The 14,099-nt window shown below is 72.1% G+C and carries 12 protein-coding genes and 1 riboswitch; of the genes, 7 read left to right on the top strand and 5 right to left on the bottom strand.

Annotated features, from left to right (window positions below):
• Window positions 1-207: 207 nt before the first annotated feature.
• From ABH937_RS01420 to ABH937_RS01410, 3 genes are all read right to left on the bottom strand, one after another.
• Window positions 208-1,041 (bottom strand): SGNH/GDSL hydrolase family protein, encoded by an 834-nt coding sequence (locus ABH937_RS01420; RefSeq protein ID WP_280689220.1) that lies wholly within the window; start codon window positions 1,039-1,041, stop codon window positions 208-210.
• A 45-nt stretch (window positions 1,042-1,086) separates the two neighbouring features.
• Complete coding sequence (locus ABH937_RS01415) at window positions 1,087-1,863, bottom strand: GNAT family N-acetyltransferase (protein WP_280689273.1); 777 nt, start codon at window positions 1,861-1,863, stop codon at window positions 1,087-1,089.
• Between the two features lie 77 nt (window positions 1,864-1,940).
• Window positions 1,941-2,648: a haloacid dehalogenase-like hydrolase gene (locus ABH937_RS01410; RefSeq protein WP_280689219.1), complete on the bottom strand. Its 708-nt coding sequence runs from the start codon at window positions 2,646-2,648 to the stop codon at window positions 1,941-1,943.
• A gap of 83 nt (window positions 2,649-2,731) precedes the next feature.
• A riboswitch (ZMP/ZTP riboswitch) is annotated at window positions 2,732-2,817 on the top strand.
• Window positions 2,818-2,855: 38 nt separating this feature from the next.
• Between ABH937_RS01410 and ABH937_RS01405 the strand changes: the two genes are divergently transcribed.
• From ABH937_RS01405 to ABH937_RS01395, 3 genes are all read left to right on the top strand, one after another.
• Entirely contained in the window at window positions 2,856-4,004 is a 1,149-nt protein-coding gene (locus ABH937_RS01405; RefSeq protein ID WP_280689218.1) for a phosphoribosylaminoimidazolecarboxamide formyltransferase, read from the top strand.
• Between the two features lie 73 nt (window positions 4,005-4,077).
• Window positions 4,078-4,275: a hypothetical protein gene (locus ABH937_RS01400; RefSeq protein ID WP_280689217.1), complete on the top strand. Its 198-nt coding sequence runs from the start codon at window positions 4,078-4,080 to the stop codon at window positions 4,273-4,275.
• Window positions 4,272-4,673 carry a hypothetical protein gene (locus ABH937_RS01395; protein ID WP_280689216.1) on the top strand — a complete coding sequence of 134 codons (402 nt, stop codon included), beginning with the start codon at window positions 4,272-4,274 and terminating at the stop codon, window positions 4,671-4,673. The genes ABH937_RS01400 and ABH937_RS01395 overlap by 4 nt, the downstream gene beginning before the upstream one ends.
• A 37-nt stretch (window positions 4,674-4,710) precedes the next feature.
• On the opposite strand, the gene ABH937_RS01390 is transcribed toward ABH937_RS01395, so the two are convergent.
• Window positions 4,711-5,451, bottom strand: coding sequence for an alpha/beta hydrolase (locus tag ABH937_RS01390; RefSeq protein WP_280689215.1), 741 nt, complete (start codon window positions 5,449-5,451; stop codon window positions 4,711-4,713).
• Window positions 5,452-5,758: 307 nt separating this feature from the next.
• On the opposite strand from ABH937_RS01390, the gene ABH937_RS01385 reads away from it, so the two are divergent.
• On the top strand, window positions 5,759-6,385 hold the full coding sequence (locus ABH937_RS01385) for a disulfide bond formation protein DsbA (protein ID WP_280689214.1): 627 nt from the start codon (window positions 5,759-5,761) through the stop codon (window positions 6,383-6,385).
• 122 nt (window positions 6,386-6,507) lie between these two features.
• On the opposite strand, the gene ABH937_RS01380 is transcribed toward ABH937_RS01385, so the two are convergent.
• Window positions 6,508-7,539, bottom strand: a complete 1,032-nt coding sequence (locus ABH937_RS01380; protein WP_370146327.1) for a hypothetical protein — start codon at window positions 7,537-7,539, stop codon at window positions 6,508-6,510.
• A 225-nt stretch (window positions 7,540-7,764) separates the two neighbouring features.
• Here ABH937_RS01380 and metH point away from each other — a divergent pair, with 225 nt between their 5' ends.
• From metH to ABH937_RS01365, 3 genes are all read left to right on the top strand, one after another.
• Window positions 7,765-11,298 (top strand): methionine synthase, encoded by a 3,534-nt coding sequence (gene metH / locus ABH937_RS01375; RefSeq protein WP_280689213.1) that lies wholly within the window; start codon window positions 7,765-7,767, stop codon window positions 11,296-11,298.
• 91 nt (window positions 11,299-11,389) lie between these two features.
• The gene (locus ABH937_RS01370; protein ID WP_280689212.1) at window positions 11,390-12,094 is read left to right on the top strand and encodes an HAD family phosphatase; all 705 of its coding nucleotides are present in this window, start codon (window positions 11,390-11,392) and stop codon (window positions 12,092-12,094) included.
• 302 nt (window positions 12,095-12,396) lie between these two features.
• On the top strand, window positions 12,397-14,013 hold the full coding sequence (locus ABH937_RS01365; protein ID WP_280689211.1) for an ABC transporter substrate-binding protein: 1,617 nt from the start codon (window positions 12,397-12,399) through the stop codon (window positions 14,011-14,013).
• The last annotated feature ends 86 nt before the right edge of the window (window positions 14,014-14,099 follow it).

The following is a 14,099-nucleotide window of genomic DNA, read 5'->3' as shown; positions in this document are numbered from 1 at the left end:
ACTGCCGACTGCTCTCCTGACCACGTGGAACGCTCCGTTCCACGGACCCTACCTGCCCAGCCTACGGGCTTTGATGCGCGCCGACCCCGACGGGCCGCCCGCCCGCCGGGGCCCGTCCCGGACCGTCCGGACGCACGTGTGGAAGGCGCCGGCCGGGTGGGTGCGACCGGGACAGTCTCGACCGGGGGAGGGCCCGGCGGCCAGCGGTTATCCGGCCAGCGCCTGCGCGACCACCGGGAGGTAGCCCTGTGACTGCCCGTCAGCGGTCGGGTGGAAGGACTCCCAGAGGCTCGGCAGCACGATGCCGGTGATCCACTCGCCGCCGCGCCCGGCGCAGATCCCGTGCCCGGCGAAGGTGGCGCGCGGGTCGGCGAACTGGGCACCGTGGGCGGCCGCTTGACGCTGGATCAGCTCGTCCAGCTGGTCGGCCAGCTGGTTGAAGCGGGTCCGGCGGTCGTCGGTCCCGGCCCAGCAGGTCGCGGCCGCGTGCTCCTGCAGCAGGTGCGGGTAGCCGGTGATCACCACCCGGGCGCCGGGGGCGGCCTGGCCGATCGCGCCGAGCAGCCGGTCGAGCCGGCCGGGCAGCTGGTCGTGCAGCAGTTCGGCCGCGTGGTCCAGTGCCTGGGTGCACCTGCCCTCGGTGGTCAGCGGTTGCAGGCAGTCCACCACCGCGTCCGAGAAGTCCAGGTCGTTGCCGCCCACCGTGAGCGTCACCATTGCGGTGCCGGCCGGCAGCCGGGGCAGCTGGCCGGAGAGCACGGCCGCGGTGTCCGCCCCGCCGCAGGCGAGATCGAGGAAGTCGCCGCCGGGGTGGCCGGCGGCCCACAGTGCCGGGTAGGCGCGGGTGCTGCGGTGGCAGTCGCCGCTCGCCGGGTCGTAGGAGCCGGCCGCCACGCCGGCGGCATAGGAGTCGCCGAGCGCGACATAGCCCGGCCGGCCCGCCGTCGTGGCAGCGGCGGCGGGTCCGGGCGCGGCGACGGCGAGCAGCAGGAGCGGCAGGGCGGCGAGGACGGTGCCCGTCCGGTGGCGCAGAGTGATCATGGCGACGCATGCTAGCGCGAACCGTGACGGCAGGTGCTCAGGCGATTACGGCTCGTAGGTGAAAGGTGTCGTGACGCTCAGCGCGGTGAAGCCCAGCCGGGCCAGGATCGGGCGGCTCTGGTCGGAGGCGTCCACCTGTAGGTAGCGGTAGCCGCGGTCGACGGCCAGCCGCGCGCGGTGCGCGATCAGCGCCCGGTACAGGCCCTTGCCGTGCCACCCGGGTGCGGTGCCGCCGCCCCACAGACCGGCGAAGGAGGTGCCGGGCAGCAGCTCCAGCCGGGCCCCGCAGACCGGCTCGTCACCGGCCATCGCGACGACCACGGCGAGCGTCTCGGGTGCCTGGTCGAGCACGTCCAGCAGCTCGCGGGTGAGCCGCGAGCCGTCGTTCTCGAAGGCCTGCTCGTGCACCCGGCCGAGCAACTCGATCGCCGTCCGGTCGGTCTCGGTGCGCAGCCGGACACCGGCCGGCAGCTCGACCGCACTGGTGAGCGCGGCGGCCTCGGCCACCATCAGCGTCTCCGGCGGCTCGGGCACCAGGCCGGCGGCGCGCAGCCGGTCGGCGAGGTCGGCGGGCCGGTCGTGGCTGTAGTGCTTCCACTCGAACTCCCGGCCGAGCGCACCGAAGTGGCGCAGCTGCTCGGCGATCGCCGGATCCGCCGTCCGCTCGTCCAGCTCGGACCAGAGCACGCCCGACCAGCCGTGCTCCCCGCCGTCCTGCCGGACCACCGACCCGACCCGCTCGACCACCGCGTCCGGCCCGTCCGGGCCCCGCTCCCGGCGCGCCTGCCGGTCGTACTCCGCCAGTACCTGCGCCGCATCCAGTTCCAGTGCCATCCGCCCAGCTGAGCAGGCGCACCGGGCGGTGGCAACCGGTTTGTTCGCCGCCCCGGCCCCGCCGGTCAGCGCTCCCCGGTGATCGCGCGCAGCACCGCCGCCGTGTCCGCCAGGTCCGGCAGGACCACGTCCGCGCCGGCCGCAGCCAGCTCCGCGGCCGACGCCGCCCCGGTCGCCACGGCCACGCTGCGGGCGCCGGCCGCCAGCGCGGTGGCCACATCGCGCCGGGTGTCGCCGATGATCACCGCCCGGCTGCCCGTGAAGGGCCGGCCCAGCACCTGCTCGGCCCGGGCGAACGCGAACTCCGGCAGGTCGGTGCGGTCGACCGCGTCGTCCCCGTAGGCGCCCAACCGCAGGTCCAACCGGCCGGCCAGGCCGAAGGCGGCCAGCTTCAACTCGGCCAGCGGCCGCAGGTTGCCGGTCAGCACCGACTGCCACACCCCGGGCAGCGCGCCGAGCGCCGCCAGCGCGGCCACCGCGCCGGGCAGCACGCGCCCCTCGTCCGTCAGGTCGGCGGCCCGGTCGTGCATCTCGGCCACCACCAGCTCCAGGAAGCTGTCGAGCAGCCCGTCCCCGGGGTCGAAGCCGTGCGCCCGGAGCACCTCGGCGGCCGCGGCCAGCTCGGTACGGCCGTCGAACTGCCAAGCCCGGGTGAGCGGTTGCCCGGTGGCGCGGTTGAACGCGGCGGCGTACGCGCGGCGGTTGACCGTGCCGGCGTCGATCAGCGTGTGGTCGATGTCCCAGAGCACCAGCAGCGGCGCGGACTCGTCCATGGTCGAGCTCCCTTGGTCCAGTGTGGCCGTACCGGACGGCCCCCCGAGCCGATCATCGCGCATCGGTGCTGGGCCTATACTTCCGACCCGGCCGCGACTGGCGAAGGTGGGCCACCACCGGGGAGCGGCCGGTGATCCGATGCGAGCGTCGACCGCCTGGGCGCCTCCATCAGCGAATTCCGACGATCTCGCTGACGAGGAGTCACCATGCGACTGCGTTATGGCATGAATCCCCACCAGGCCGCTGCCCCCGTACTACCGGTCCGTCCGGGCGATGAGCCGGTCCGCCTGCTCAGCGGCACCCCCTCCTACATCAACCTGCTGGACGCGCTGAACGCCTGGCAGTTGGTGAGCGAGGCCAGCCGGGCGCTGGGCGGGCAGGTGGCCGCCGCCTCGTTCAAGCACGTCTCCCCGGCGGGCGCCGCGCTGGCGGGCCCGGTGGACCAGGCGGCGGCCGAGCTGTACGGGGTGAGTGCGGCCGGCCTCGGCCCGGTCACCAGTGCCTACCTGCGGGCCCGGGACGCCGACCCCAAGTCCTCCTACGGCGACTTCGCCGCCGTCTCGCACCCGGTGGACGCCGAACTCGCTGAGCTGCTGGCCACCGTGGTCTGCGACGGCATCATCGCCCCCGACTACCACCCCGGCACCGTCGACCGGCTCAGCCGCAAGAAGGGCGGGCGGTTCCTGGTGCTGGCCGCCGACCCCGGCTACCGCCCGCCGGCCCGCGAGGTCCGCGAACTCTACGGCCTGCGGCTGGAGCAGGACCGCGATCAGGCCGAACTCTCCGCCGACCTGCTCCGGTTGTCGGTCGGCGAGGAGCTGTCGCCGGCCGCCGTGGCCGATCTGCTGCTCGGTCTCGCGGTGTTGCGCTATACCCAGTCGAACTCGGTCTGCTACGTGCGCGACGGCGTCACGGTCGGCATCGGCGCCGGTCAGCAGTCCCGGGTCGACTGCACCCGGCTGGCCGGGGCCAAGACCGACCTGTGGTGGTTGCGCCGCCACCCGGCCGTGCGGGCGCTGGAGTTCCGTCCCGAGGTGCGCCGCCAGGACCGGATCAACTGGCAGCTGCGCTACCTGGAGGGCGACCTCCCGGCCGACGTCACCAGCGTATTGGCCACCCCGGTTGCTGAATTGACGTTCCGTCAGCGGACTGACTGGCTGGCCGAACTGACCGGCGTCTCGTTCGCCTCCGACGGCGCGCTGCCCTTCCGCGACAACGTCGACTTCGCGGCCCGGCACGGCGTCACCCGGATCGCCGAACCGGGCGGCTCGATCCGCTCGGCGGAGGTGGAGCAGGCCTGCCGCGAGCACGGGATCACGCTAGCCCGCACCGGGCTGCGGCTCTTCCATCATTGAGTCCGGTATGATTAATCAAGGGCCTCTAGATCTCAGGATCAAGGGGGCTAGATTATTGGTCATGGTAGCGGGAATGAAGCTCAGGGAACTGGAGCGCAAGCTGATGGCCCAGGGCTGCACGGTCAAGTCGGACCTCGGCAGTCACACCAAGTGGATCTGCCCGTGTGGCCGACACCAGGCCCACATCCCCCGGCACACCATGGTGTCGCCGGGGGTTGTGAACGATACGGCGAAGAAGCTCGCCTGCCTGCCGAAGGGATGGATCAAGTGACCGAGAAGCCGACTTCGTACACCGTCGTCGCCAAGCGGTGGCGGCACGGCTGGGAGCTGCACATCGACGGCGTCGGTGTCACGCAGTCCCGCACGCTGCTCGACGCCGAGCACATGGCTCGCGATTACATCGCCCTGGAGCGGGACATCCCCGAGGACTCCTTCGAGGTCCGTGTCACGCCCGAGATCGGGGCCGGCGTCGATGGTGAACTCGTCGTCCTGCGTGCGGCCGACGACGAGGCGACCGCCGCGCAGCAGCGCGCGAGTGAGAAGCGGCGCACGATCGCGGCGCAGCTCAAGGCTCTCGGCCTGTCCGGCCGTGAGATCGCTGCGGTTCTCGGCATCACCCCTCAACGCGTCTCTCAACTCCTCAGTCAGAAAGGGCGCGCACAGGTCTGAGCGTCCGGCACGACGAGCCAGGATCGGTGACGCTCCCTCAGGCGTCGGCCACCCGCGCCAGCACTCGAGCCGTCTGCGCCGGCTCGGAGAACATCGGCCAGTGCCCGGTGGGCAGTTCCGCCAGCTGCCACTCCGGCCCGCCGAGCGCCGCGAACCACGGGTGCCGCTGCGCGATCATCGCCCGCACCGCGTCCAGCGGGTACGAGCAGCTCACCAGCGTCTTGGGCACCCCCGCTGCCGCGCCGGTGAGTTCGAGTGCCTGTCGAAGGGTCCCCACGGGCTGGTCGGTGGCCCGCTCGCGGAACAGCGCCAGCTCCGCCTCGTCGAGTCCGGTCAGGCTCACGCCGTTCGCCGCCAGCTGCTCCCAGGACGGCAGCGGGTAGCGCCAGCCGTCCACCAGCGCGGCCTCGATGCGCGCCCGCTGCTCGGGCGGCTGCTGGTCGAGCGGCGCCAGCCCGTCGGGGAGCGGGCCGCTGTCCAGGTAGACCACCCGCCGGATCCGCTCGGGCACCCGGTCTGCGGCCCCGGTCACCGGCGCGCCGGCGCCGCTGTGCGCGACCAGCACCACCTCGTGCAGGTCCGCGGCGGTGATCAGGTCGGTCAGGTCGCCGATGTGGGTCTCCAGGTCGACCTCAGGGCCGCCCTCGTCGGCCCGCTCGCCGAGCCCGGTCGGCGTGACGGCGTGCACCGCGTGCCCGGTCGCCCGCAGCGGCTCGGTCACCCGGTCCCAGGCCCAGCCGCCCAGCCAGTACCCGGGAACAAGAACGAACGTGCTCACGGAAATCTCCTCCTCGAAGTCGCTCACCACCGACCCTAGGATCGAATCAGGACGGAACCCGTCCGGATGGCGTCGGCCTCGCGAGTTCCCTCGGAGAACCCAGCTGGCCCACCCCGGCCGCCCCCACACGGTGCCGCGCCCGGCCGAGCTGCGGACCGAACTGCGCGCGCCGGCCGCCCGGTTGACCACCTGGAGAAAGCGCACCGGCTGACCGCCCGACCGGGTACCCGACGAAGTCGGCGGCCGCCGGGCGGACAATCGCGAAAGGGTCTGCCGAGTGTCAGAGCGGCGTCCTATGGTTGGGCCCATGACGACTTCCGAGCAGAACACGACCACGAAGGTCGATTTCTACTTCGACCCGATCTGCCCCTTCGCCTGGATCACCTCCCGCTGGATCCTGGAGGTCGAGCAGCAGCGTGACCTGGACCTTGACTTCAAGGTGATGAGCCTGTCCGTGCTCAACGCCGGGCGCGAGGACCTGCCTGAGCGCTACAAGGAGATGCTCGACCGTGGGTGGGGCCCGGTCCGGGTCTGCATCGCCGCCGCCGAGCAGCACGGTCCCAAGGTGCTGCGCGAGCTCTACACCGCGCTGGGCACCCGGATCCACAACCAGGACAACAAGGACTACGCCGAGGTCATCCCGCTGGCGCTGGCCGACGTTGGCCTGCCCGCCGAGCTGGCCGAGGCCGCGACCAGCACCGAGTGGGACGAGGCGCTGCGGCGCAGCCACCACGAGGGCATGGACCCGGTCGGCGAGGACGTCGGCACCCCGACCATCCACATCGACGGCGTGGCCTTCTTCGGCCCGGTGCTGACCGCGATCCCGCGTGGCGAGGATGCGGTCAAGCTCTTCGACGGCGCCCGGCTGCTGGCCGGCTTCCCGAAGTTCTTCGAGCTGAAGCGCACCCGCACCGGCGAGCTCGACTTCAACTGAGCCGCCCCGCCCGCCGCTGGGCCCCGGGAGGTCGGGGCCCAGCGGCCGGCTTGCGCGCTCGGGTGACGGATCGTCAGATCTGCTCGGCAGCACCGGTTCCCCTCGCACCGCTCACCGCCCGGTCAGTCCAGCCCGCACCAGTCCCGCCGGTACGTCGCCCAGTCCGCCGCCGTCGCCGTGAAGTCCGCGTAGACGGCCACCCCGAAGGCCTGCCGCCCCGCCGCGTGCCGCCCCAGCGCCAGGCGCACCCCGCGCACCGCCGCCGCCACCGTCTCGGCCGAGCCCCGGTGGCCCACCTGGTCGGCGTCGTAGGCGGGCAGCCCCATCAGCAGGTCGACCGAGGCCGGGGTGACCTCCAAGGCCAGCGCGGTCTGCTGCGCGACGTAGCCGGTGTAGAGCGAGGGCAGCGGCATCGCGGTGTCGTAGGACATCACCGCCACCTGGTCGACCCGCCGCGCCACCTGCCCGAAGTAGGCCTGCGACCACCACTTGGGATGCCCGGTGAGGGTGCCCGCCACGGCGTGCAGCCCCGGTAGCGGATCGATCTGCGGGGTGGCCACCGAGAACGGCACGCCGCGCGCGGCGGTCAGCGCGTGCACCTGGTCGAGCAGCGCGAGGTAGCCGGCGTCGCCCGAGTGCACCGGCTCCAGGTCGAAGTGCACGCCGTCGAAGCCCGCGTCCAGCACCTGCGCCGCCGAGTCGGTGATCCGTCGGCGAACCGCCGGGTCGTCCAAGTGGAGCCCGACCTCCTCCGGTGCCACCAGGTCGCCCAGCCAGGCCTGCACCCGCACACCGGGCAGTTCGCGGTGCACCGCCGCGAGCAGGGCGCCGGCCTGCGGGTAGCGGTCGGCGGGCAGCGAGCCGTCGTCGTTCAGCGGGCCGGCATGTACGAACAGGTCCCGGATGCCGCCCTGGATCAGCTGCGGCAGCCCGGCCAGGTCAGCCGGGCCCTTGCGGCCGTCCACCCAGGCGTGCCCGAGCCAGGCCGCGTCCTGCCCCCGGGTGCGGGCCAGCGCGGAGGGCGTCCCGGCGGCCTCCAGCCGCAGCGCCGTGGCGATCCCGGCCGGTGGCAGCACCAGCAGGGCCACCAGCGCCAGCGCGGTGAGCGTGACGATCGGCCGTCGCCGTGACCAGCCCCGCCACCCGGCCCGCAGCCGCCGCCCACCGCCCGCCAGGACCTGCCGCCACCTCGCCGAGACCTGCCGCCACCTGCTCGAATGCCACGCTTCGACCACGAATTCCGCCCCTGGGTCAGCTCTGATGGCCCACCATACGGAATGGTCTCCGTCGCAGAGCGCCCGGCCGGATACGCTGGCGGGGTGCGCCCCCGTCCGGAGGGTGCGCATAGCCGACAGCCGTCGCATCCAGGGAGTAGCCCCATGGCCACCAGTGTCCCCGCAGGCACCCAGACCGCCGTCCACCAGGCCCGCGCCACCGCGCTGCGCGAGGCCCTCGCCAGCCGGGTCGTCGTCGCCGACGGCGCGATGGGGACGATGCTGCAGGCACAGAATCCGACGCTCGAGGACTTCCAGGACCTGGAAGGCTGCAACGAGGTCCTGAACGTGACCCGTCCCGACATCGTGCGCGGGGTGCACCAGGCGTACTTCTCGGTCGGCGTGGACTGCGTGGAGACCAACACCTTCGGCGCGAACCTCACGGCGCTGGGGGAGTACGACATTCCCGAGCGGATCTTCGAGCTGTCCGAGGCCGGCGCCCGGATCGCCCGCGAGGTGGCCGACTCCTACGAGGACGGCCGCACCCGCTGGGTGCTCGGTTCGATCGGCCCGGGCACCAAGCTGCCGACGCTGGGTCACACCACCTTCGACCTGGTCCGCGAGGGCTTCAAGCAGAACGCGGCCGGCCTGATCGCGGGCGGCGCGGACGCGCTGCTGGTGGAGACCAGCCAGGACCTGCTGCAGACCAAGGCGGCGGTGCTGGGCTGCAAGGACGCGCTGGCCGAGGCCGGCCTCGACCTGGTGGTGCTGGCCCAGGTGACGGTCGAGACCACCGGCACCATGCTGCTGGGCTCGGAGATCGGGGCCGCGCTGACCGCGTTGGAGCCGCTGTCCCTCGACTACATCGGCCTGAACTGTGCCACCGGCCCGGCCGAGATGAGCGAGCACCTGCGCTACCTGGCCAAGAACGCCCGGATCGGGCTCTCCTGCATGCCGAACGCCGGTCTGCCGGTGCTCGGCAAGGACGGTGCGCACTACCCGCTGAGCCCCGCCGAGCTGGCGGACGCGCACGACACCTTCACCCGCGAGTACGGCCTGTCGCTGGTCGGCGGCTGCTGCGGCACCACACCCGAGCACCTGCGCCAGGTGGTCGAGCGGGTCCAGGGCCGCCCGCTGGCCGAGCGCCACCCGCGCCCCGAGCCGGCCGCCGCCTCGCTCTACCAGGCGGTCCCGTTCCGCCAGGACACCTCCTACCTGGCGATCGGCGAGCGGACCAACGCGAACGGCTCGAAGAAGTTCCGCGAGTCGATGCTGGCCGGCGACTGGCAGGCCTGCGTGGAGATCGCCCGCGAGCAGATCCGCGAGGGCGCGCACCTGCTGGACCTGTGCGTGGACTACGTGGGCCGCGACGGCGTAGCGGACATGAAGGAGATCGCCGGCCGCCTCGCGACGGCCTCCACCCTGCCGATCGTGCTGGACTCCACCGAGCCGCAGGTGCTGCGCGCGGGCCTGGAGCTGCTGGGCGGGCGCGCGGTGCTCAACTCGGTCAACTACGAGGACGGCGACGGTCCCGACACCCGGTTCGGCAAGGTCGCGGCGCTGGCTCGCGAGCACGGCGCGGCGCTGATCGCGCTGACCATCGACGAGAGCGGTCAGGCCCGCACCGCCGAGACCAAGGTCGCCATCGCCGAGCGGCTGATCGAGCAGTTGGGCCGCGAGTACGGCATCGCCGAGAGCGACATCCTGGTGGACTGCCTGGCCTTCACCCTGGGCACCGGGCAGGAGGAGTCGCGCCGCGACGGCATCGAGACCATCGAGGCGATCCGCGAGCTGAAGCGCCGTCACCCGGACGTGCAGACCACGCTGGGCCTGTCCAACATCTCCTTCGGCCTCTCGCCGGCGGCCCGTCAGGTGATCAACTCGGTCTTCCTGCACGAGTGCGTCGAAGCCGGTCTGGACTCGGCGATCGTGCACGCCGCCAAGATCCTGCCGATCGCGCGGATCCCCGAGGAGCAGCGCCAGGTCGCGCTCGACCTGGTCTACGACCGGCGCCGCCCCGAGCACGGGGACGAACCGGCCTACGACCCGCTGCAGAAGCTGCTCGAGATCTTCCAGGGCGTCTCGGCCGCCTCCAGCGCCGCGTCCAAGGCCGAGGAGCTGGCGGCGCTGCCGCTGGAGGAGCGGCTCAAGCGCCGGATCATCGACGGCGAGCGCAAGGGCCTGGAGGCCGACCTGGACGAGGCGCTCACCGAGCGTCCGGCACTGGCGATCGTCAACGAGACGCTGCTGGACGGCATGAAGGTGGTCGGCGAGCTGTTCGGCTCCGGCCAGATGCAACTGCCCTTCGTCCTGCAGTCCGCCGAGGTGATGAAGGGTGCGGTGGCGTACCTGGAGCCGCACATGGAGAAGTCCGACGACGAGGGCAAGGGCACCATCGTGCTGGCCACCGTCAAGGGCGACGTGCACGACATCGGCAAGAACCTGGTGGACATCATCCTGTCCAACAACGGCTACACCGTGGTCAACCTGGGCATCAAGCAGCCCGTCTCGGCGATCCTGGAGGCCGCCCAGGAGCACCGGGCGGACGTGATCGGCATGTCGGGCCTGCTGGTCAAGTCCACCGTGATCATGAAGGAGAACCTGGAGGAGCTGAACCAGCGCAAGCTGGCCGCCGACTTCCCGGTGATCCTCGGCGGCGCCGCGCTCACCCGGGCCTACGTCGAGCAGGACCTGCACGCCATCTACGAGGGCGAGGTCCGCTACGCCCGGGACGCCTTCGAGGGCCTCAAGCTGATGGACGCGCTGATCGGCGTCAAGCGCGGGGTGCCGGGCGCGGCCCTGCCCGAGCTGCGCCAGCGCCGGCACGCCCGCACCGAGGTGGTCGAGGAGGAGCAGGAGCCGAACCTCGGCCAGATCCGCTCGGACGTCGCGGTGGACAACCGGCTGCCCACCCCGCCGTTCTGGGGCGACCGGATCGTCAAGGGCATCCCGTTCGCCGACTACGCCTCCTGGCTGGACGAGGACGCGCTGTTCAAGGGCCAGTGGGGTCTGAAGGCGGCGCGCACCGGCCAGGGACCGTCCTACGAGGAGCTGGTGGAGACCGAGGGCCGGCCGCGGCTGCGGATGTGGCTGGACCGGCTGCAGACCGAGGGCTGGTTGGAGCCGGCCGTGATCTACGGCTACTACCCGGCCAACTCCAAGGGCGACGACCTGATCGTCTACCACCAGGACGGCACCGAGCGCACCCGGTTCACCTTCCCGCGCCAGCGGCGCGGCCGCCGCCTGTGCCTGGCGGACTTCTTCCGTCCGGAGGAGAGCGGCGAGCGCGACGTGCTCGGCCTGCAGGTGGTCACCATGGGCAACCGGGTCTCCGAGGCCGCGAACGAGCTGTTCCAGGCCAACGCCTACCGCGACTACCTGGAGCTGCACGGCCTGTCGGTGCAACTGGCCGAGGCGCTGGCCGAGTTCTGGCACGCCCGGGTCCGCTTCGAGCTGGGCTTCGGCGACGAGGACCCGCAGGACGTCCGGGACATGTTCGCGCTCAAGTACCGCGGCGCCCGCTTCTCGCTCGGCTACGGTGCCTGCCCCGAGCTGGAGGACCGCGCCAAGATCGCCGAGCTGCTCAAGCCGGAGCGGATCGGCGTGGTGCTCTCCGAGGAGTTCCAGCTCCACCCCGAGCAGTCCACCGACGCCATCGTGATCCACCACCCCGAGGCGAAGTACTTCAACGCGCGGTAACGCCTTGGTCGCGTGCCGTTCGTGTCCGGGCGCGTATCCTGGACGACCCCGCTCCGCAGGGGCGGGGTCGAACAGCGAAGGAGCGTGCCGCATGACCACTGTCGACACCGCAGCCGTGCAGCTCGACGCGCTCGGCGGCCCGGACCCGCAGGCGGTGCTGGTGGACATGGACGGCACGCTGATCGACAGCGAGCAGTACTGGTGGCAGGCCGAGGCCTCGCTCTTCGCCGAACTCGGCCACCCGCTGGACGACTCGCACCGGGCCCACGTGGTCGGCGGTCCGATGACCCGGGTGATCGACTACCTGCTCGGCGTCACCGGCCTGGAGGTGAGCCCGGCCGAGCTGGCCGTCGGGATCAACGAGCGTTTCGTCGAACTGCTGGACGGTGGCGCGCCGCTGATGCCCGGCGCCGCCGAGCTGCTGGCGCTGCTCGCCGAGCACCGGATCCCGGCCGCGCTGGTCTCCGCCTCGCACCGGCGGATCATCGACCTGGTCCTGAAGAACCTCGGGGACCACCCGTTCGCCTTCTCGGTGGCCGGTGACGAGGTGACCCGCACCAAGCCGCACCCCGACCCGTACCTGGCCGCGGTCGCCCGCTTCGGCGCCACACCGGCCCGCTGCGTGGTGATCGAGGACGCGCCGCTGGGCGTCCAGGCCGGCGAGGCGGCCGGCTGTCCGGTGATCGCGGTGCCTTCGGTGGCGCCGATCGCCGCCGCTCCCGGGCGCGTTGTGCTGCGCTCGCTGGCCGAACTCGACCTGGACCTGCTGCGCTCGGCGGTCGCCGCCCAGGTGTGATACCACCTGTGATTTCGCCGCCCGAATGTGACGCTCGTCTCCTTTTCCCGCCCGCCGGGCCGCGAGTCGGCCCGGCCTGGTAGGGCGAAACCGGACATCGGCTGACAACTCGTCGGCTCTGCGCACGTCCTTCGCATACCCCGTTCCCCGGCGGCGGTGAGCGCGACCTGCGGGATATGGCAGGCTGGCGCGGTCTATCCCGACACGCCTTGGGCAGAGCGTGCGGCGCGAATCCCTGATCCGGGGCCGTCCAGCGGCCTGCCCACCGGTCCCCACGGCCGGCCTGCACGGAGAAGGAACGCATGACTTCAGCCATACGACGCGTGCCCGGGCGCATCGCGACCCTGGGGTGTGCGGCCCTGGTCGCCACTTCGCTGGCCGGCTGCGGCTCGGTCAAGTCCATCGCGGGTGGCGGCAGCAGCAGCCCGATCACCCTGGGCACCGTCAACAGCACCACCGTGCTCGACCCGGCCGGTGCCTACGACATCGGCTCCTGGCTGATCCTGGAGAACACCTTCCAGGGGCTGCTCCGGTTCCCGGTCGGCGCCACCACGCCGCAGCCCGACGCCGCGCAGTCCTGCGAGTTCAGCTCTGACGCGATGACCTACCACTGCACCCTGCGCCAGGGCCTGACCTTCTCCAACGGCCACCCGCTGACCGCGCAGGACGTGGTCTTCTCGGTGAACCGGATGAAGAAGATCGCCGACCCGAACGGTCCCGCCTCGCTCCTCGACACCGTCAAGTCGGTCGAGGCGCAGGGCGACAGCGACGTGGTCTTCCACCTGACCCAGCCCGACGCGGTGCTGCCGGACAAGCTGGCCAGCGGCGCCGGCTCGATCGTGGACCACAGCGTCTTCCCGGCCGACAAGGAGCTGGCCAACGACCAGCTGATCGGTTCGGGGCCGTACAAGATCGACTCGGTGGACGAGACCACCGCCTCGGACGGCACCAAGACCCCCGCCAAGGTCAGCCTGTCGGCCAACGGCAAGTACCAGGGCGACGAGAAGGCGAAGACCTCGAAGATCGCGGTCCGCTTCTTCACCCAGCCCGACCAGCTGAAGAGCGCGCTGGACAGCGGCCAGGTCGACCTGGCCGACAACAGCCTGGACCCGAAGGTGGCCGCCCAGCTGCAGGCCGACCAGACGGCCGGCAAGGGCACCCTCAAGGTCACCGAGGTGGACGGCAGCGACTCCGGCTTCCTGGTCTTCAACACCAAGGACCAGACGCTGAGTCAGCAGGCGGTGCGCCAGGCCGCCGCCCAGCTGGTCGACCGCGACCAGCTCAGCAGCCAGGTCTTCTCGAACACCGTGCAGCCGCTCTACTCGGTCGTCCCGCAGGGCGTCGCCGGGCACAACACCGCCTTCTTCGACAAGTACGGTCAGCCGGACGCGGCCAAGGCCAAGGCGATCCTGGCAACCGCGAAGATCGCCACGCCGGTCAAGTTCAACCTCGCCTGGACCGGCGCCGCCGCCTCGGGCGCCGAGGCCGCGGCACTGAAGAAGCAGCTGGAGGCCGGCGGGCTGTTCCAGGTCACCACCCAGCAGGTGGCCGACTGGAGCGTCTACCGCAAGGCCTGGGCACAGGGCAGCTACCAGGCCTACACCACCGGCTGGAGCGCCGACTACCCGGACGCCGAGGACTTCGTGGCGCCGCTGGTGGTCGACGGTGGATCCTTCCACAACGGCTTCGACGACCCGGTGATCAGCCAGCAGCTGCTCCCGCAGACCCAGCGCCAGGCCGACCGCCTGCAGTCCGCCGGCACCTTCGGCACCATCCAGAACCAGCTGGCCGTCGACGTCCCGATGGTCCCGCTGGTGCAGAGCAAGGCGCTCTACACCGCACGCGAGGACATCAACGGCGTGGAGGCCGCCGTGGACTCCACCTCCCTCATCCGGTTCTCCGAGCTCAGCCGCGGCTGAGCCGGGCGCGGTACGCCGAGGGGCCGTCCGGAACTCCGGACGGCCCCTCGGGCTTCTCGTACGGCTGCTGCCAGCTGACGAATCGA

This window comes from Kitasatospora sp. GAS1066B, from assembly GCF_041262605.1.
Classification (GTDB): Bacteria; Actinomycetota; Actinomycetes; order Streptomycetales; family Streptomycetaceae; genus Kitasatospora.
Note: the sequence above shows the minus strand (reverse complement) of the source record. Positions and strands in the feature narration are given on the sequence as shown.

What these genes read in the sequence shown, in the direction of transcription:
- ABH937_RS01420 (WP_280689220.1), bottom strand. Translation starts at nt 1,041, where the DNA reads ATGATCACTCTGCGCCACCGGACGGGCACCGTCCTCGCCGCCCTGCCG.
- ABH937_RS01410 (WP_280689219.1), bottom strand. Translation starts at nt 2,648, where the DNA reads ATGGACGAGTCCGCGCCGCTGCTGGTGCTCTGGGACATCGACCACACG.
- ABH937_RS01405 (WP_280689218.1), top strand. Translation starts at nt 2,856, where the DNA reads ATGCGACTGCGTTATGGCATGAATCCCCACCAGGCCGCTGCCCCCGTA.
- ABH937_RS01400 (WP_280689217.1), top strand. Translation starts at nt 4,078, where the DNA reads ATGAAGCTCAGGGAACTGGAGCGCAAGCTGATGGCCCAGGGCTGCACG.
- ABH937_RS01385 (WP_280689214.1), top strand. Translation starts at nt 5,759, where the DNA reads ATGACGACTTCCGAGCAGAACACGACCACGAAGGTCGATTTCTACTTC.
- metH (WP_280689213.1), top strand. Translation starts at nt 7,765, where the DNA reads ATGGCCACCAGTGTCCCCGCAGGCACCCAGACCGCCGTCCACCAGGCC.
- ABH937_RS01370 (WP_280689212.1), top strand. Translation starts at nt 11,390, where the DNA reads ATGACCACTGTCGACACCGCAGCCGTGCAGCTCGACGCGCTCGGCGGC.
- ABH937_RS01365 (WP_280689211.1), top strand. Translation starts at nt 12,397, where the DNA reads ATGACTTCAGCCATACGACGCGTGCCCGGGCGCATCGCGACCCTGGGG.